A 17,495-nucleotide genomic window follows, 5' to 3' on the forward strand; every position below is an offset into this window, starting at 1 on the left:
AGATCATGCGGCTGAAACAGCGGCTTGGAGCAGAATGCTCCAAGCGAAGTCAGTTCGCTCGTTGGCCGCTTATAATGCCGCTCCCGCCCGCCCTGTTTGAGCTAGCTCAAATTCAAACGGCGAAGTCCTGGGCTATGGCAAAGCAGAACATTGGAGCCGCCATGCCACATCTGGACAAATCGCTGATCGCAGGGCTTCCGCCCTTCCGGGGTCTCCCGGCGGAGGATATGGAATTCGTGCTCTCCCTCGCCCGCCCTGCCCGCTATGGCAAGGACAGCGCTATTTTCAGCCAGGGGCAGCGCGCCCACTCCTTCTTTGTGCTGCTTTCAGGCCATGTCCGGGTGGTGAGAACCTCCCCGGAGGGCGACCAGGTGGTGGTGCGCTATATCAATGAGGGGGAACTCTTCGGCATCGCCATGGCGATGGGCACGTCCGCCTATCCCGCCACCGCGCTGGCGGCGGTGGATTGCATCGTGCTGATCTGGCCCAATGCCGTCTGGCCGCAGATGCAGGAGCGGCTGCCCTCCTTCTCCATGAGCACCTACCACACCATGGGCAACCGACTGCTCGAAACCCATGACCGGGTGCTGGAGATTTCGACCGAGCAGGTCGAGCAGCGCGTCGCCCGTGCGCTCCTGCGCCTGATGGAGCGGTCGGGCCGCAAATGCGAGGAAGGCATCGCCATCGCTTTCCCCATCTCGCGGCAGGACATCGCCGAAATGACCGGCACGACGCTGCACACGGTAAGCCGCATCCTCAGCCATTGGGAAAGCGAAGGCGTCGTGAAGAACGGCAGGCAGAAGGTCGTCGTCACCGACCCCCATCGGCTTGCGGGCCTTGCGGAAAACAGGCATGTCTCCCGCAGGGACCGGATCGCGTCAGGCCACACCCGCGCGCGGGCGTAACCTCGGCGTCACCAGCGCCTGCCCGTAGAGAGCGGCGTAGCCCAGGAAGGCGAGCGCCCAGAGCGCGGCGGATGCGTGCAGGAGGGCCGTGCTTCCGGTGAACGGCTCCGCGATCCGTAGGAGGGCCGAAAGCGTGATGCCCGCGAAGATCATGCAGGTGCCGGTTCCGGCCCGCAAATCCCGTCCCGTATGTCCAAGCGTCGCGCGGGCCATGACGGCAAGCGTCATCGCGCCCATCGCGCCCGCGCCGAAGGCGTGGATGGCGGCGACCGGCGGAACGGTGCCGGGAGCGAAGATGGCGATGCCGGCCAGCAGGAACCCGGCGGGAACGAAGACATAGGCGACATGGAGGATCAGCACCAGCGGATCGCGCAGCGTCCTGTCACCCGCCCAGCGCGCCAGCCGGACGAGATTGATGCCGCCTGCGATAAGAAGCGCAAACCCGGCAATGAAGGTTTCGGGGGCAAAGGCCCATGCGGCCAGAGCCAGCGCCGAGATCACGATCGTCACCGCGTCGAAGCGGTTGAACGGCACCGGAAGCCGTCCCGGATTCTCCCGGGCGAGCCAGTTGCGCGTGAAGCTCGGGATGATCCGCCCGCCGATGATCATGATGAGCACTGTCACCGCACCGATCCCCAGGCGGCGGCTCATATCGGAAATCCCGTCCTGATGCGCCTCGATGTGAAAGAGCACATTGGCCAGCAGGAGGACGACGACCGGCGCCAGCACTTTCAGATTGCGCCAATTGTGCCCGGCGGCGATCTCCACCCCGGCGGCGACCGCGACGGCGGCAAGGAAGGCGCAATCGACGACCGCGGCGGCAACCCAGCCGATATCGGCGGAAAAGAACACCGCGAAGCGTCCCGCAAGCCAGAGCATGATGAGCACGAACAGCGACATGCCCTGCACGGGAAGGCGTCCGGTCCAGTTCGGGATGGCGGTCAGGAGGAAGCCCGTTATGATCGCTCCGAGATAACCGAACAGCATTTCATGGATATGCCAATCGACCGGCGCGAACAGGCTCGCCGTTTCCAGCTGGCCATAGAAGAGCGGCAGCCAGAAGAGAATGGAAAGCCCGGCATAGAGACTGCCCAGGAGGAAGAACGGCCGGAAGCCGTAAGAAAGCACCGCGGGGTAGTTTCCCGGCTTCACGCGGGGGACTGGCATTTTTCTTTCATCCTTTCATTCCACGATCGGCGCGATGCCGAGCGAGGACTCGCCGCGGCTGACCGCGATGGCCAGGCGGAAACTATGCGCCACACGCTGCGCCCGGCTCATGAACAGCGCCTCCACCTCAGGCGGGCAGAGCGTGGAGACCGTCTCGCGGAACAGCTTCAGCCATTGCCGGAAATGCGGCTCACCCAGCTCGGGGAATTTCAGATGCGCCGGCAGGGGTCGCCCGTCATAGCGGGAGGTTCGCAAGAGCATGGACGACCAGAAATCGCACATCCTGGCGAGATGCTCCGGCCAGCGGTGAGGCTCTATCGCGCCGTTGAAGATCGGCCCCAGAAGCGCATCCGCGCGGATCCTGTCATAGAAGCCATGCACGACGTCGTGGATCATCTTCTCGGTGAGAACGTCCGGCAGCGGCGTCCCGTCGATGAGGACGGTTCGTCCGGAACTAGGGCTTTCGGTCATGCCTGTTTTTCCGTTTTCTTGGGGTGTGATTATAGGATGAGGCCAGCCCGGCCCTCTTTGCTCTGAAACAAATATCGGGCGCTTCAGCGGCGAAGCGCCACGCTGAATATCGGCCTTTGCACCGGGCCGCTCAAGGCAGGCCGGTAGGCAAGGATAAATAATCCCCATCCCGCCATCCAGCACAAGGCACTGAGAGGCTGGAGAACGGCCAGCCAGCCCCCGCCTATTCTGAGGAACGCGGACATACAGACAAGCATGTATGCGCCCGCCATCGTCCGGCTGACGAGAAGCCGGTCATTCTCCCTGATCATGGCGGGCCGCAGCATGAAGCTCAGCATCATCGTCCCCATCGCGCCCATGGTCAGCGCATGAAGGGCGGACGAAACGGGGAATTCTCCGGGGAAAATCGAGGCAAACCCCACCAGCAGTAGCCCGAACGGCGTAGAGGCCCAGGCGGCATGCATCATGAATAGCGCCGGGTAGCGGACAGTTTCGAGCCCCTGCCAGCGCGCCATGCGGAGGAACAGGAGCGCCGCCGCGATTATCAGGAGGAGGCCGCGGGCAAGCCCATCGAGCAAAACCGCGCCGAGGATGGCGGGAATGGCGGCGCGGGACAGGAACGGCCTGTCGTCCAGTCTAACCGGAACATCCATCCGTTTCAGCCAATAGCGCGTGAAAGCAGGCACCGCCCGCCCGCCGATCAAGATAATCAAGATGGAAAACAGCAAGGGCGCATTGCGTCTCATCTCGCCATTATCCGAACCGGAGAGGATGGCGGCTCCGCCGAGAATGACGGGCGCGAGCAGTACCCAAAGGCGGCTCCAGACGCGCGCCGGCAGGAGATGCCAGGCGAGGACCGCCGCCAGTCCCGCGAAATAGCCCGCCGTCCCCGCTAAGCGCACGGCAGCCGGAATATGATCGCCGAACAGCCCGGCCACCCGCGCCGCCAGCCAGAGCATGGTCAGCATCCGCGTCACCACCGGCTGAACCGGCTCGCCCCCGGTCCACGCCGGAAGCGCAGTCAGAAGACAGCCCCCCACCGCCGCGCCGCCCATGCCGAAGAGCAGCTCATGCGCGTGCCATGCGGTACGGTCGAGGACGAAGCTTTCAGGCAGAAGCCAGACGGCGGGCGCGGCGAACGCCCAGAGCCCGGCGAGCGCGAACAGCGGCCGATGCGGCGCCGCCCACAGCGAATGCCAGTCACATCGGCTCAGTGGCAACCGCCACCGCATCCGCAGCCGGAACTCTCATAGCGGCGGATTTCGATGCGCCAGACATCCGGCCCCTGGGCGAGATATTGCCAATGGAACACGCCCGGAAAGCGCGCCTCGATCTGGTAATGCAAAGGCTGCGGATCATGGTCGCTGACCACATGCATCGCCGCGCCGGGGTGAAGCATGGTCAGCTCTCCGAAAATCCTCGGGTGGCGCTCGGCGGGCGGGATAATCCGCACATCGATCAGCGGAATGGTCTTGTTATCAGGCATGATGCTTCCCGAACCTGTTGAGTCAACCGGACGGGGCTCCCCACCCGGCAGCCGCATCATAGAAGGACGGGACGCCCTGCTATTTGCGGCGAGACAAACAGAACCGGGAAACCACTCTCCGGATCATGCGCCAGCCAGCGCCTCGGCCTGCAATTCCTGCCATGCCTCATAGGCCGAAAGCACCGTTTCCATCTGCGCCGTGTGGCCGGCGGTGAAATCCTCGCCATAGATCGTCTCGTCAGGATATTCGGTGATGAGCGTGATCGGCACGGTGTGGCGATTATCGACCGAGGACATGCACGGGAAGCCGTTGACGATGCGGAAGCCGGTTTCGCCCGCATGGATCTCGTATAGCGCAATCTGGCGGTTGTTATAGTCGAGAAGGCCGGGGATCGCGCCCAGATGCCGCGTCACGCGGTCGAGGATCGTCTCGGCTTGGGCGTCCCATCCCTCATGGTGGCGCATGATGAGGAAGAAGCCCTTGGGCAGCGTCCACATGGCGAAGCCACGCGGCACATAGCCGGAAAGCGGGCGCGTCCATTCGTGCGAGGGGTAGCCGTGCAGGTTCACATGCAGCTTCGCGCCGCTGAGGCTCTCCGCCTTGAGCCGGATTTCCTTCTCATTGAGGTGCACCCCGTCATTCTCTCGCGTGCGGTATTCCAGATCATCGCCCAGCGCCGTGTAGCGGGCGGCGTGGTGCATGTGGCGGGCATTGTCCTTGCGCAAGCGCTGGTGCAGCGCGTACCCGTCAGGGTTTTCCAGCGGCGAGACGGTGAAATGCGCGCCAGGACGCTCCGCGAGCCTGCGCGCAGCGCGGATGGCCCCGACGATGCCGGTCGTCTCGTTCGGATGCTGGCCGCCGCTGATCATGACAGCCGCATCGCCGCCCTTGACATAGCGGGCCAGAAGCGTCCGGCCCGAGCGCGAACTTGCGGAAAATTCCTCGCCGCCGATCTCCGCCAGCAGCCGCGCAAGCTGCCCCGCAGCTACCGGCTCGCTCGCCGTATCGATAGCTTGCTCCTGAGCATCGAGAAAGCCCGTGCTGAGCGCCCTCGCCTCGACACGCACCGAAACCGCGCCGTCGCTTTGCACGATCTCCGGCACGATCTGGCCCGGCTTCAGACCCCGATCCCCTAGCGGTCGGCCGGATTTCTTCTGGAAGAATTCGAGCAGCGAGAAATAGAAATCCTCATGCAGCGCCTCGCGCAGGCTGACGAACTCGTCGCCCACGGCAAGCGGAATATCGTCCGCCGGATACGCGACGCGAATGTTGAGTTCCTCGAAATAAGGCTCCGCATCGCCCCAGCCATGGTCCGCCACCGCCCGGATCGTCTCTTCGAACAGGCGTTCGTAATCCGTCTCAAGCCGTTCGCCGGACTCGTTCCCGATACGCAGCCAGCCGGTAGGAGAAACATTCATTTCCCCGACGATATCGGCATGGACACGGTTCGGCGCGAACACCTTGACGGTTTCGGATTTGCCGGGCCCAGTCAGCGTCACATCATAGAAGAACTCATCATCCTCGCGCGGGATAAAATCGATCTTCCTATCCCCCACCAGCGCGGCCAGCGGATAGGCTTCGAGGCGAAACCGGTTGGCGGGAGCTTGGGCATGCACCGGATAGCGGATTTGGATTGCTTCCACCCCCTCAAGCTCGATCTCCTCGAGGAACGCGAAAAGCAGGGGCTTGTAGGCGCTGCGGATGCGGGCGTTGACGCCCTTTTCCTTCAGCCGCTCTTCCGCCGCGCGACGGCTTTTCCGGTCGTCGAAGGTCCATGCCTCCAGCGACTGGCCCGGCGCAGCCTTGGCGACTACTTCATCGAGGATGCGTTCGAAGGTTTTTTCGAAGGTCATGGGGATCACCTTGTTCTGCCATTTTTGACCGCATGATCTTATCCAAAAAGTCTGCAACTTTTGGGATCATGCTTGCGGGTCCAGCGTGTCGCGCAGCCAGTCGCCCAGCAGGTTCAGGCCAAGCACAGTCAGCATGATGGCGAGGCCGGGGAAGACGCTGACCCACCACGCGGTTTGTAAGTAAGTGCGCCCGTCCGCCAGCATACCGCCCCAGCTGGGAATGGTCGGATCGACGCCCATGCCGAGGAAGGTCAGGCTCGATTCGAGCAGGATGTTGGTGGCGACATTGAGCGTCATCAGCACGATGACCGGGCCGATCAGGTTCGGCAGCAGGTGCTGCAGGATGATGCGCCAGTCCTTGACCCCGATGGCGCGGGCCGAGAGGATGAACTCCCGCTCGCGTAAGGATAGCACGGACCCGCGCACGAGGCGCGCATATTGCACCCATTGCGAAACGATCAGCAGAATGATCGTGTTTGTAAGGCTGCCGCCGATGATGGCGATGAAGGTGATGGCCAGGAGGATGAACGGCATGGCGAGCTGGATATCGGCAAAGCGCATCACCAGCATGTCCCAGAACCCGCGATAATAACCGGCGACCAGCCCCACGACGACGCCGACGACCACCGAGCCGGCGACCGATGAGATGCCGACGAGCAGCGAAATCTTACCGCCAGCCACCACCCGCGCCAGCACGTCACGCCCGAGCGGGTCGGTGCCGAAGGGATGGGCGGCATTTGTGAAGGGCTTCACGAGCCGCGCCATCAGGTCGATTTTCTCCGCGCCACCCGGAAATAGCACGTCGGAGAGAAGCACCGCGAGGCAGATGATGGCGGTGAGCGACACGCCGAGAATGAATTCCAGATTTTTATAGCGCGACGCGCGTGAGATGCTTGCAGCCATGGCGGTTACTCCGTGCGGATGCGCGGATCGACAAGCCCATAGGCGATATCGACCAGAAGATTGATGCCGACGATCAGCAGCGAAAGGACGGTGATGACGCCCTGCAGCACCGGAAAGTCGCGCGCGCCCACCGCGTCGAACGCCAATGTGCCGAGGCCCGGCCAGTTGAAGACGCGCTCGATGACGACAATGCCGCCCAAGAGCCCGCCGAACTGGATGCCGAAATAGGTGATGAGCGGAATGGCGCAGTTGCGCAGCGCGTGCTTGTAAAGCACCTTGGTTTCGCTGAGGCCCTTGGCCCGAGCGACCATGATATATTGCGATTGCAGCGTTTCCAGCATGGAGGTGCGCACGAGGCGGACATTGGTGGCCGTCAGGATCACGCCCATGGTGATGGCGGGCATGATATAGCTCGATAGCCCGACCATGCCGCTCGGCGGCAAGAGGTTTAGCGTTATGGCGAAGAGCAGCACCAGCATGGTGGCGAGCCAGAAATTCGGGAAGGACAGGCCGACCAGCGACAGAATGCGGATCGCCTGATCCGCCCATTTGCCCCGCGCCGTCGCCGCCTTGATGCCGAGCGGGATCGACAGGACGATCGAGACCGCGATGGAAACGAAGGCGAGCAGCAGGGTGGCGGGCAGCGCATGGCCGATCAGCGTCGCCACAGACGTGCCGCCGACGAAGCTGCGCCCGAGATCGAGCGTCACCAACCCTTTCAGGAAATGGAAATATTGCACGAGGAAAGGCTGGTCGGTCCCCAGCGCCGCGCGGATGCGCGCCAGATCATCCTCCGTCATGCTTCCGCCGCCCTGGAACATCGTCACCGCCGGATCGCCCGTCAGCCGGATGGCGAAGGAAACCACGAGCGTGATGACGATGACGACGAAAATGGCTTGCAGGAAGCGCTTGATAAGAAAACCGGCCATGGGGTGTTCCTCGAATTACTTTATGCGGGAGCGCCGAATACCCCCCTCTGCCCTGCCGGGCATCTCCCCCACAAGGGGGGAGATTGGCTGACACGACCCTCCGCCCTCGTCCTGCGACGTCTGCGATTGGTGCCTGGCGCCAATGAAGGCCAATCTCCCCCCTTGTGGGGAAGATGCCCGGCAGGGCAGAGGGGGGTGTCTGGCGCTAACGTTGCCTTGAGCGAGCGCCGTTCACTCCACCGTCACATCCGTCAGCTTCATACGGTTATCCGGCGCCGGGACAAAGCCCTTCACGCGCTTGCTGATCCCGTAAATCGCGTTGGAATTATAAAGCGGCACTTCCAGCGCGCGGTCGGCGGCGTATTTCGCCACTTCCTGCAGAACCTTCTCGCGCTGCGTCGGGTCGGTCATCGTCCGCTGCTCTTCCAGAAGCTTGTCCAGCTTCTCATCCTTGTCATACGGGTTCCACTTCTCGCCCGTGTGGTACATCAGGTAAGCGGTGTTGTCGTAGTCGAAGGTCCAGCCGCCCCATTTCTGTTGGAACATCGCGCCCGTCTTGCCCTGTGGGATGATGTCGTTGAGCAGGACGTTGGTTTCGTAGGGCTTGATGGTCGCGGTGAGGCCGACCATGGAGAGATAGCTGGAAATGACCTGCGCGACCTCATTCATCGTCTGGTCGTTGCCCCTGATATCGATCTGGAGCGGCGTTCCGGCCTTCACGCCGGCCTCGGCGAGCAGCTTCTTCGCGCCCTCTGGATCGTAGGGAATCGGCTTCAGGTTGGGATCGTAGCCGAAGGACAGCGCGCTCTGGAAGCTCGCGATTTCGGATGCCTGACCGGCGAGGATCGACTTCACGATGGTGGCGCGGTCGATGGCCATGATGATCGCCTTGCGCACGCGCGGATCGGCGGTGATGCCGTCGCGGGTATTGAAGCGCAGCGCATCGACCGTCGGTCCGGGGATGGACAGGACTTCCAGCTTCGGATCGTTCTGGATGACCGGGATCATGCCGATGGGGATGGTCGGGGGAATGACGAGATCGACCCGCCCGGCCTGCAATTCGGCCACCGCCGTCGCGGGCTCGGCGATGAAGCGGTATTCAAGTTCGGAAAGCTTTGGCGCGCCGCCCCAGTAATCGGGGTTCGCCTCAAGCTTGATGTCCACCTTCGGCGCATAGGACACGAACTTGAACGCGCCGGTGCCTACAGGGTTCAGGTTGAAATAATCCTCGCCCTTCTCCCTGATATATTTCGGCGGCACGATCATCGCGCCATAGCCCGCGAGCTTGGTCAGCAGCACCGGGTCCGGCGTCTTCAGCTTCATATCGACCGTATAGGGATCGATGATTTCGATGCTCTCGATGGAAGTGTAATTGGAGCGCTGCGGCCCTTTGGAGCCTTCCGCGCCCAGCAGGCGGTCGAAGGTGAACTTCACCGCCTCGGCGTCGAACGGCTCGCCATTGTGGAACTTCACGTTCTGGCGCAGCTTGAAGCGGATGCGCTTGCCGCCGTCGAGCTCTTCCCAGGATTCGGCCAGCCCCGGCACCACTTTCAGGTCCGGCCCGCGCCATGTCAGGCCGTCGAAGATGTTGGTCGCGACCGCCGCCCACTGCACGAGAAAGGTATCGATCGGGTCCCAGCTGCCGGGATCCTGCGGGCTCGAAATGGTCATCTTGCCGGCGGCGAAGGCCGGTGCGGTGAATGCAACGCCTGCCATCGCAAGCGCCACGAAACCCGCCGTCAGTCCCCTTTTTATCATTGTCATTGTCTGCTCCTCTTTCAGTGATTTGCGATTTCTTTGGTCATTTCCGTAGCGCGTGGAAAGCCCATCACCCTTCTCGCAACGAAATGCCCCGGCTTGATCTCCTCATGGACGAGAATGTCCGGCTCCTCGCCGACAGCACGGACCGGATTGGGTATCTCGCCCTCGATCATCGCGGTTTCGCGCCTGATGGTTGGATCGGCGACCGGCACGGCGGAAAGCAGGCGGCGCGTATAGTCATGCGTCGGCGTCTCGAACACCTGGCGGCGCGTGCCCATTTCCATGATCTGGCCGAGATAGAGCACGGCGACGCGGTGGCTCATCTTCTCCACGACCGCCATGTCATGGCTGATGAAGAGATAGGCCAGCCCCCGCTCCGCCTGCAGATCCATGAACAGATTGATGATCTGCGCCTGGATGGAAACGTCGAGCGCCGAAAGCGCCTCGTCGGCGATGATGAGCTTCGGGTCCGAGGCAAGCGCGCGGGCGATGCAGACGCGCTGGCGCTGGCCGCCGGAGAACTCGTGCGGATAACGCTCGGCATGGGCGGAGGTGAGGCCCACCCGCTCCAGCAATTCATCGACCCGGCGGCGCACGGCCTTGGAACCGAGGATCAAACCATGCGTATGGATCGGCTCGGCGATGGAAAACCCCACCGTCTTCCTCGGATCGAGCGAGGCGAACGGGTCCTGGAAGATATATTGCACCTCCTGCCGCATGCGGAACCGCTCCGCCGCCGACATGGAGGAATAGGTCTTGCCGTTGAAGGCGATTTCGCCCGATGTGGCGGATTGAAGCTGCTGGATCGTGCGCCCGATGGTCGATTTGCCCGAGCCGGACTCGCCCACCAGCGCCAGCGTCTCGCCGGGATGGATGTCGAAGCTCACTTTCTGCACGGCGGAAAGGCGGTGCGTCGCCTTGCCGAACAGATTTTTGCGGATATCGAAGCGCACCAAGAGATCGCGCACCGAAAGGAGCGGCTTGGCGTCATATTTCGCCGTATCCTGCACCCGCTCCTCGCCCACCAGAGCCGGTTCGCCGTCCTTCAGTACGATCAGCGGCATGCGCTTGGGATAATCCTCGCCCGCCATGCTGCCGAGGCGCGGCACGGCGGAAAGCAGCGTGCGCGTATAGGCGTGCTGCGGATTGGCGAAGATGTCACGGACCGGCCCTTCCTCGACCTTCTTGCCCTTCCACATCACCACCACATGGTCGGCCATCTCTGCGACGACGCCCATGTCATGGGTGATGAACACCATTCCCATGCCCAGCGTCTTCTGCAAATCGCGCATGATGTTGAGGATCTGCGCCTGAATGGTCACGTCGAGCGCCGTGGTCGGCTCGTCGGCAATGAGCAGCTTCGGGCGGCAGGCGAGCGCCATGGCGATCATCACGCGCTGGCGCATGCCGCCGGAAAGCTGGTGCGGATAGCGGGTCAGCAGCTCGGCGGAATCGGGCAGGCGCACCATGTCGAGCAGCCGCCGGGCTTCGGTCAGCGCCGCCGCCTTGCCCATCTTCTCATGCAGCAGCAAGACTTCGCAGATCTGATCGCCGATGGTGAAGACCGGGTTGAGCGACGTCATCGGCTCCTGGAAGATCATGGCGATCTCCTTGCCTCTGATGGAGCGCATCTCCTTCTGGGTCGCCTTGAGCAGATCCTTGTCGCCGAACAGGATGCGCCCGCTCGCAAACTTCGCGCCCATCATGTCGGCAAGCCGAAGGGTAGTGAGAGAGGTCACCGACTTGCCGGAACCGGATTCGCCGACGATAGCCACCGTCTTGCCCGGCTCGACGCTGAAGGAGATATCGTCCACGACGCGGTTGCCGCCGAACTCGACGCTCAGGTTTTCGACGCTGAGGAGCGGGGCGGTCATGTCAGCGCCTCCGCCTTGGCTGCGATGCGGGCGATGATTGCGCCCGATGTCTGCATCGTACCGGCCTCGGCCAGAAGCGTGACGGTTCCCGCTTGCGGCGCGATCACGGGCGTTTCCATCTTCATCACATCCATGACAGCCAGCACATCACCCTTTTCCACCATAGCTCCGTCAGCGACATTCCATTGCACGAGCAAACCCGGCACGGGCGCTGTCACATCGCCTGCGTCGCTTCCAGAGCTGACCGCTTCCGATTTCACACTCTGCCCCGGCATCTGGCCCAGTAATCGCAGGAATGTGTCAGGAATGCCGATCTCAACCCTTTTGCCGTCGATCTCGATAGGCGCGCGTAACAGCGTACTGTCAGGTATGGGCTCCGGCCGCGCCTCGGCTTCGAGGGCACCGGCGAAATCCGTCTCGATCCAGCGCGTGTGGACGCGGAAGTCCTCGCCCGTGAAGTCAGGATGATCGAGCACGGCGCGATGGAACGGCAGCACGGAGGGCACTCCCTCGATGCGGAACTCGCCCACCGCCCGCCGCGCGCGGGCAATCGCCGCCTCGCGCGTCGGCCCCCAGACGATCAGCTTCGCCGCGAGGGAATCGAACATGGGCGGGATGACCGTACCCCTGGTTACACCGGAGTCGAGCCGCACGCCCGGCCCGGCAGGGGCGTCGAACGCGGTGATCCGGCCTGCGGACGGAAGGAAGCCGCGCCCTGGATCTTCCATATTGATGCGGAGTTCGATGGCGTGGCCCCGCGGCTCGGGTGTTTGCGTAATCTCCAGCCGCAGCCCCTCGGCGATACGAAACTGCTCGATGACGAGGTCGATCCCGGTCGTCTCCTCCGTAACAGGATGCTCCACCTGCAGGCGGGTATTGACCTCGAGGAAGGAAATCACCCCATCGGCGGAGAGCAGGAATTCCACCGTCCCCGCTCCGGTATAACCCGCCTCGGCGCAGATATCGCGCGCGGCCTTGTGAATCTTTTCCCGCTGTTCAGGCGTGAGGAACGGCGCGGGCGCTTCCTCGACGAGCTTCTGGTTGCGCCTTTGCAGCGAACAATCGCGCGTGCCGACGACCACGACATTGCCATGGCGGTCGGCCAGCACCTGCGCCTCGATATGGCGCGGGCGGTCGAGGAACTGTTCGACATAGCATTCGCCGCGCCCGAAAGCGGCCACCGCCTCACGGGTGGCGGATTCGAAAAGCTCCTTCACTTCATCGAGGTGGCGGGCGATCTTGAGACCCCTGCCCCCGCCGCCATGGGCCGCCTTGATGGCGATGGGAAGGCCGAATGTCCTGGCGAAATCATAAGCCTCTTGCGCTGACGCAATCGCCCCCTCGCTGCCCGCGACCAGCGGCGCGCCGACCTTCTGCGCGATGCGCCGGGCCTCCAGCTTGTCGCCCAAAGCCTCGATGACGCCAGGATCGGGGCCGATCCATGTCAGCCCGGCATCGATGACCGCCCGGGCAAACTCCGCGCGCTCAGACAGAAAGCCATAACCAGGATGCACGGCATCGGCGCCCGAACGCTTCGCCACGGCGATGAGCTTTTCAATGTCGAGATAGGTTTCCTTGGCCGAAACTCCATCAAGCGCATAGGCCTCGTCCGCCAGCGCGACAAATGGCGCATCCGCGTCGGCGTCGGCATATACGGCCACGGAGGCAAGACCGTAGTCCTTGCAGGCCCTGTTAATCCGCACCGCGATCTCGCCGCGATTTGCTATCAGAACCTTCTTCATGCGTCTTTTCCTGAAATGATCCGGGGCGCGAAATCGCCGGTCGCATTGAACTGGATACGCGCGCCGACGGGTATCTGCCCGGCAAGGTCGAGATGATGGGCGGCGACATTGGCGATAACAGGATAGCCGCCCGTCAGCGGATGATCGACGAGGAACAGCACCGGCTGACCGCTTGCCGGCACCTGCACCGCGCCGCGCACCGTCGCCTCGCTTGGTAGTTCGGCATGGATTTTCCGTTCCAGCGCCTCGCCCTCCAGCCGGATGCCGACCCGGCTCGACTGCGGCGTCACCGACCATTCCCGCGACAGAAACCGCTCCACCGCTTCTTGGGTAAACCAGTCGGTACGCGGGCCCAGCACGACATCGAGAACAACAGTCGCGCTTGGTGAAGGCATGGCGAAGGCTGGAGGTTCCGGCAAGGACACAACCATCCCCGCCGGTACGGTGCGGATGCCGACCTCATCGCCCGCTTTCAGCGCGGCGGGGCCGATCTGCGCCAGCGTATCCGTCGCGCAGCTTGCCAGAACCGGAGCGACATCAAATCCGCCCCTGACCGCCAGATAGGAGCGCATTCCGCCGTTGGGAACCCCAAGCGAAACCACATCGCCATCGTCGAGCGCGACCGCGCTGTTCATCGGCACGGCGATTTTTCGCCCCTGCGCGTCGGTGATGATGATTGCCACTTCCGCGCCGGTAACCGCCATCACGCCGCGCCCACGCATGACGAACCTCAACCCGCCAAGCGTAATCTCCAGCGCCGCCGCGCCCACCGGATTGCCCACCAGCCGATTAGCCGCCTTGAAGCTCGCCCGGTCCGCCGCGCCGGAAACGCTGATCCCCTGCCCCGCCTGCCCGGCCCTTCCAAGGTCTTGAAACAGCACAGGCAGGCCGGTGGAGAGGATTTCGATGGCGGCGGTCGTGGAATGCCCCTCGCCCTTACCCTCTCCCCGTGAAGAACGGGGAGAGGGGGGCATCAGCGCCGTCGCTTCTTTTTCTATCGCCGCGCCTGGCAAACAGGAGAGGGCCGAAACGTCCATGTCCCCCTCTCCCCGCGTGCGGGGAGAGGGTAAGGGTGAGGGGCATTCCACGGCGGTCAACGCATAAGCCCCATCCTCCGCCATATTCCGGAACCGCACCCGGCTCCCCGGCTGCAGCAGCGAGGCGGGATCGCGGTCGATGTCGAACATGGCAAGCGGCGTCGAGCCGATGAGCTGCCAGCCGCCGGGGCTTGCCTTGGGATAAACCCCGCTGAACTCGCCCGCCAACCCGACGGCCCCTGCGGGAACCTGCGTGCGCGGCGATATACGGCGCGGCACGGTCAGTCGCAAATCGCCGCCGGCGAGATAGCCGAAGCCGGGCGCGAAGCCCATGAAGGCGACCACATATTCGCTTTGCGTATGGAGGCGCACCACTTCATCCACGCTCATGCCCAGAAGGCCCGCGACCTCAGGCAGATCCTCACCATCATAGCGCACGGGAATCTCGACCAGCGCACTGGATAGCTGCTTCCGCTCGCCGCCCGCCCGCGACGCAAGCGCCCGCACCAGCGCATCCGCGCCGATTTCGCCCGTGTCGTATGAGACGAGCAGCGTCCGCGCGGCGGGAATGATCTCGCGGATGCCGGGAACGGGATCGCTCTCCAGCGCGGCGCTCAGCGCCAGCACCTGATCGAGCCCGGCAAGCTCCACCAGCACATGCCCTGCCCTCACCGGCAGTATCCGCATCGACGTATCGGGCGCTGCTGCCATGGGCGCGTCAGATCGCCGCGACAAAGAAACGAATGCCGAGCCCGGCCTCTTCGAGGCGCTCACGCACGCGCCTGGCGATGGCGACCGCGCCGGGGCTGTCGCCATGCACGCAGATCGACTGCGCATCGACCTTGGTGAGACTGCCGTCCATGGAGGGAAGCACGCCCTCCCTGACCAGCCGCACCATGCGTTCGGCAATTTCATCGGGATCGTGAAGGACGGCGCCCTTCTCCCGCCGTGACACCAGCTGGCCATCCGCCGTATAGGCGCGGTCGGCGAAGGCTTCGGCCACGACGGCCAGCCCGGCAGCCCGCGCCTGCTCGATGAGCGGCGAACCGGCCAGCGCCATCAGCACCAGCGAATCGTCCACGGCGCGTATGGCCGCGATCACATCCGCCGCCTGCCGCGCATCCACCGCGATGGTGTTATAGAGCGCGCCATGCGGCTTCACATAGGTGACGCGCGTTCCCGCCGCCTTCGCCAGCCCCTGCAACGCGCCGATCTGGTAGATCACATCACCAATCAGTTCCTCGCTCGACGGGTCCATGTTGCGGCGGCCGAACCCGGCGAGGTCGCGATAGCCCACATGCGCCCCGACAGCCACGCCGCGATCCGACGCGGCCCGCAAGGTCCTGAGGATTCCCGCCGGGTCGCCCGCATGAAAACCGCAGGCGATATTGGCGCTGCTCACCACCTCCAGCATGGAAGAATCGTCACCCATCTTCCATGGGCCGAAGCTTTCACCCAGATCACTGTTGAGGTCGATTGTCAGCATCCGCATACAGCCAATTGTTCCTTGATATGACCTGACGCTAACAAAGGAGGGCAATCCTGTCCATAGTGTTGAACAATTTTTACCTACTGCCCTATAATTAGGCAAATTGCATAGAAATTGTGCGAAGATGCGTGTTCCACGAAATATTTCGAAGGAGACTTCTTGTTGCATGGAGCGAAGCACGTTAGCGGAAGTTATTGAGACTCATGTGAAATAAGGGAGTATCGCTTGGCTGAACCGGCGCAAACGCTTGCCGAAACGGTTGCCGCGCGCATCCGCGAGAAGGTTATTTCCGGCACATTGCGGCCGGGAAGCCATCTTTCGGAGCTGGCGCTGAGCGAGGAGCTGCAGGTTTCGCGCAACACGCTTCGGGAGGTCTTCCGCCTTCTCACCAAGGAAGGGCTGCTGCGCTACGAGACCAATCGCGGCGTTTTCGTCTCGACGCCCAGCATGTCCACCATCATGGACATCTACCGTGTGCGCCGCTTCATCGAATGCCCCGCGCTGGCGCAGGCGAACCCGCGCCATCCCGGCGCAAGGAACATGCGCGCGGCGGTCGAAAACGCCTATCGCTGCCGCGACGCCGCCGACTGGCTCGGCGTCGGCAGCGCCGACATCGCCTTCCACGCCGCAATCGTGGAACTCGCCGACAGCCCGCGCCTCTCCAGCCTCTACGCCCAGATTTCGCTCGAACTCCGCCTCGCCTTCGGCCTCATCCAGGACCCGGAATTCCTGCACGGCGCGTTCATCGACCAGAATCTGGAGATTCTCATCGAGCTTGAAGCAGGCCGGCAGGCGGACGCCGCCAGGATGCTCGAAGAATATCTCTTCCGCGCCGAACGGTTTATTCTGGGCGCGTATAACAGGGTGAACGGCGGGACGTGATCCCCTCCCCTTCCCCGTCATTCTCGGGCTTGTCGATAAGGACGGTCGGCAGCGTTTTCGCTTAGAGCATTTCACCTTTAGATGGAAACAGTCGCTCATTCTTTACCGTTGTCGCCACGCCACCGTAGAGGAATGGATCCCAGTGACAAGCACTGGGATGACGGGGTGGAGATGTGTTTTCCGCTACCGGATATGTTTCTGCCAAACGGAGAGGTTGGAGGTTGACCGGCAACAGCCAAGCAGCCCGTCATCCCAGTGCTTGTCACTGGGATCCATTCCTCTACCTCTCCACGACGACAAGGGTCAGAATCCAGGCGATCAAAACACGAACGCCCCCAAGCAGATCGAGATTTTCTCTCCCGGCCATATTGTGCGGCAAGCGCCGGGACGATAATCTTGCGCACGGGCTGTGGGAGATGGCCTTGGGGAGGACTATATGGCAGGGCTCTTATCGCTCTCGCGCGCGATCGACGCAATCAATACATTTTTAGGCAAGGCCGTATCCTGGCTGCTGCTGCTGGCGATCTTTATCAGCGCAGTCAACGCGGTCACGCGAAAGCTATTCAATTTAAGCTCCAACGCATGGCTGGAGGCGCAGTGGTATCTTTTCTCCGCCGCGTTCCTCGTCGCGGCGGCCTATACGCTACTCTCCAATGAGCATGTGAAGGTGGATCTGGTCTACGGCAACCTGTCCCGCCGCGCCCAGCTCTGGGTCGAGGTTTTCGGCACCATCTTCTTCCTTCTCCCCTTCTGCCTCATCACGATTTACCTCTCCTGGCCGACGGTGATGGAAAAATTCGCGACCGGCGAGACCTCGAACAATACCGGCGGGCTTATTCTCTGGCCGGTCTGGGCGATGATTCCCCTGGGGTTCGGGCTTCTGGCGCTGCAAGGCGTCTCCGAGCTCATCAAGCGCATCGCGATCCTGCGGGGCGATATGCCCGACGCCATCGCGCTTGCCGACGCCGAAGCCCAGACCCTTTGAAGGGGACCTA

General features: G+C 63.1%; 15 protein-coding genes. 3 read left to right on the forward strand and 12 right to left on the reverse strand.

The window, feature by feature from the left end; genetic code table 11:
• Nucleotides 1-161: 161 nt before the first annotated feature.
• Nucleotides 162-905: a Crp/Fnr family transcriptional regulator gene (locus tag IEX53_RS16810; RefSeq protein ID WP_188825341.1), complete on the forward strand. Its 744-nt coding sequence runs from the start codon at nucleotides 162-164 to the stop codon at nucleotides 903-905.
• Here the strand turns inward: IEX53_RS16810 and IEX53_RS16815 are convergent.
• The 12 genes from IEX53_RS16815 to IEX53_RS16870 form a co-directional block, all read right to left on the reverse strand.
• Complete coding sequence (locus IEX53_RS16815) at nucleotides 879-2,072, reverse strand: NnrS family protein (protein ID WP_188825342.1); 1,194 nt, start codon at nucleotides 2,070-2,072, stop codon at nucleotides 879-881. The genes IEX53_RS16810 and IEX53_RS16815 overlap by 27 nt on opposite strands.
• Before the next feature lie 15 nt (nucleotides 2,073-2,087).
• A complete protein-coding gene (locus IEX53_RS16820) occupies nucleotides 2,088-2,543 on the reverse strand; it encodes a group III truncated hemoglobin (protein WP_188825343.1) in 456 nt (151 codons plus the stop codon).
• 83 nt (nucleotides 2,544-2,626) lie between these two features.
• Nucleotides 2,627-3,763, reverse strand: a complete 1,137-nt coding sequence (locus IEX53_RS16825) for an NnrS family protein (RefSeq protein ID WP_236016241.1) — start codon at nucleotides 3,761-3,763, stop codon at nucleotides 2,627-2,629.
• Complete coding sequence (locus IEX53_RS16830; protein WP_188825345.1) at nucleotides 3,754-4,029, reverse strand: DUF2249 domain-containing protein; 276 nt, start codon at nucleotides 4,027-4,029, stop codon at nucleotides 3,754-3,756. Before IEX53_RS16830 ends, IEX53_RS16825 begins: the two co-directional genes overlap by 10 nt.
• 123 nt (nucleotides 4,030-4,152) lie before the next feature.
• A complete protein-coding gene (locus IEX53_RS16835; protein ID WP_373288680.1) occupies nucleotides 4,153-5,883 on the reverse strand; it encodes a M14 family metallopeptidase in 1,731 nt (576 codons plus the stop codon).
• Between the two features lie 66 nt (nucleotides 5,884-5,949).
• Complete coding sequence (locus IEX53_RS16840; protein WP_188825346.1) at nucleotides 5,950-6,786, reverse strand: ABC transporter permease; 837 nt, start codon at nucleotides 6,784-6,786, stop codon at nucleotides 5,950-5,952.
• A gap of 5 nt (nucleotides 6,787-6,791) precedes the next feature.
• Nucleotides 6,792-7,715 (reverse strand): ABC transporter permease, encoded by a 924-nt coding sequence (locus IEX53_RS16845; RefSeq protein ID WP_188825347.1) that lies wholly within the window; start codon nucleotides 7,713-7,715, stop codon nucleotides 6,792-6,794.
• A 231-nt stretch (nucleotides 7,716-7,946) separates the two neighbouring features.
• Nucleotides 7,947-9,479, reverse strand: a complete 1,533-nt coding sequence (locus tag IEX53_RS16850; protein WP_188825348.1) for an ABC transporter substrate-binding protein — start codon at nucleotides 9,477-9,479, stop codon at nucleotides 7,947-7,949.
• Nucleotides 9,480-9,493: 14 nt separating this feature from the next.
• Complete coding sequence (locus IEX53_RS16855; protein WP_188825349.1) at nucleotides 9,494-11,350, reverse strand: ABC transporter ATP-binding protein; 1,857 nt, start codon at nucleotides 11,348-11,350, stop codon at nucleotides 9,494-9,496.
• Nucleotides 11,347-13,092 carry an acetyl/propionyl/methylcrotonyl-CoA carboxylase subunit alpha gene (locus IEX53_RS16860; RefSeq protein WP_188825350.1) on the reverse strand — a complete coding sequence of 582 codons (1,746 nt, stop codon included), beginning with the start codon at nucleotides 13,090-13,092 and terminating at the stop codon, nucleotides 11,347-11,349. The genes IEX53_RS16855 and IEX53_RS16860 overlap by 4 nt, the downstream gene beginning before the upstream one ends.
• Entirely contained in the window at nucleotides 13,089-14,816 is a 1,728-nt protein-coding gene (gene pxpB, locus IEX53_RS16865; protein ID WP_188825386.1) for a 5-oxoprolinase subunit PxpB, read from the reverse strand. Before pxpB ends, IEX53_RS16860 begins: the two co-directional genes overlap by 4 nt.
• A 31-nt stretch (nucleotides 14,817-14,847) precedes the next feature.
• Nucleotides 14,848-15,615, reverse strand: coding sequence for a LamB/YcsF family protein (locus tag IEX53_RS16870; RefSeq protein ID WP_188825351.1), 768 nt, complete (start codon nucleotides 15,613-15,615; stop codon nucleotides 14,848-14,850).
• A gap of 228 nt (nucleotides 15,616-15,843) precedes the next feature.
• On the opposite strand from IEX53_RS16870, the gene IEX53_RS16875 reads away from it, so the two are divergent.
• Both IEX53_RS16875 and IEX53_RS16880 read left to right on the forward strand, forming a co-directional pair.
• Entirely contained in the window at nucleotides 15,844-16,500 is a 657-nt protein-coding gene (locus tag IEX53_RS16875; protein WP_188825352.1) for a GntR family transcriptional regulator, read from the forward strand.
• Between the two features lie 436 nt (nucleotides 16,501-16,936).
• Complete coding sequence (locus tag IEX53_RS16880) at nucleotides 16,937-17,485, forward strand: TRAP transporter small permease subunit (protein WP_188825353.1); 549 nt, start codon at nucleotides 16,937-16,939, stop codon at nucleotides 17,483-17,485.
• Nucleotides 17,486-17,495 lie beyond the last annotated feature (10 nt).

The sequence above is a fragment of the Paramesorhizobium endophyticum genome (genome assembly GCF_014640615.1).
Taxonomy (GTDB): domain Bacteria; phylum Pseudomonadota; class Alphaproteobacteria; order Rhizobiales; family Rhizobiaceae; genus Paramesorhizobium; species Paramesorhizobium endophyticum.

What these genes read in the sequence shown, in the direction of transcription:
- IEX53_RS16870 (WP_188825351.1), bottom strand. Translation starts at nt 15,615, where the DNA reads ATGCTGACAATCGACCTCAACAGTGATCTGGGTGAAAGCTTCGGCCCA.
- IEX53_RS16830 (WP_188825345.1), bottom strand. Translation starts at nt 4,029, where the DNA reads ATGCCTGATAACAAGACCATTCCGCTGATCGATGTGCGGATTATCCCG.
- IEX53_RS16880 (WP_188825353.1), top strand. Translation starts at nt 16,937, where the DNA reads ATGGCAGGGCTCTTATCGCTCTCGCGCGCGATCGACGCAATCAATACA.
- IEX53_RS16840 (WP_188825346.1), bottom strand. Translation starts at nt 6,786, where the DNA reads ATGGCTGCAAGCATCTCACGCGCGTCGCGCTATAAAAATCTGGAATTC.
- IEX53_RS16835 (WP_373288680.1), bottom strand. Translation starts at nt 5,883, where the DNA reads ATGACCTTCGAAAAAACCTTCGAACGCATCCTCGATGAAGTAGTCGCC.
- IEX53_RS16860 (WP_188825350.1), bottom strand. Translation starts at nt 13,092, where the DNA reads ATGAAGAAGGTTCTGATAGCAAATCGCGGCGAGATCGCGGTGCGGATT.
- IEX53_RS16850 (WP_188825348.1), bottom strand. Translation starts at nt 9,479, where the DNA reads ATGACAATGATAAAAAGGGGACTGACGGCGGGTTTCGTGGCGCTTGCG.
- IEX53_RS16810 (WP_188825341.1), top strand. Translation starts at nt 162, where the DNA reads ATGCCACATCTGGACAAATCGCTGATCGCAGGGCTTCCGCCCTTCCGG.
- IEX53_RS16820 (WP_188825343.1), bottom strand. Translation starts at nt 2,543, where the DNA reads ATGACCGAAAGCCCTAGTTCCGGACGAACCGTCCTCATCGACGGGACG.
- pxpB (WP_188825386.1), bottom strand. Translation starts at nt 14,816, where the DNA reads ATGCGGATACTGCCGGTGAGGGCAGGGCATGTGCTGGTGGAGCTTGCC.
- IEX53_RS16815 (WP_188825342.1), bottom strand. Translation starts at nt 2,072, where the DNA reads ATGCCAGTCCCCCGCGTGAAGCCGGGAAACTACCCCGCGGTGCTTTCT.
- IEX53_RS16845 (WP_188825347.1), bottom strand. Translation starts at nt 7,715, where the DNA reads ATGGCCGGTTTTCTTATCAAGCGCTTCCTGCAAGCCATTTTCGTCGTC.
- IEX53_RS16855 (WP_188825349.1), bottom strand. Translation starts at nt 11,350, where the DNA reads ATGACCGCCCCGCTCCTCAGCGTCGAAAACCTGAGCGTCGAGTTCGGC.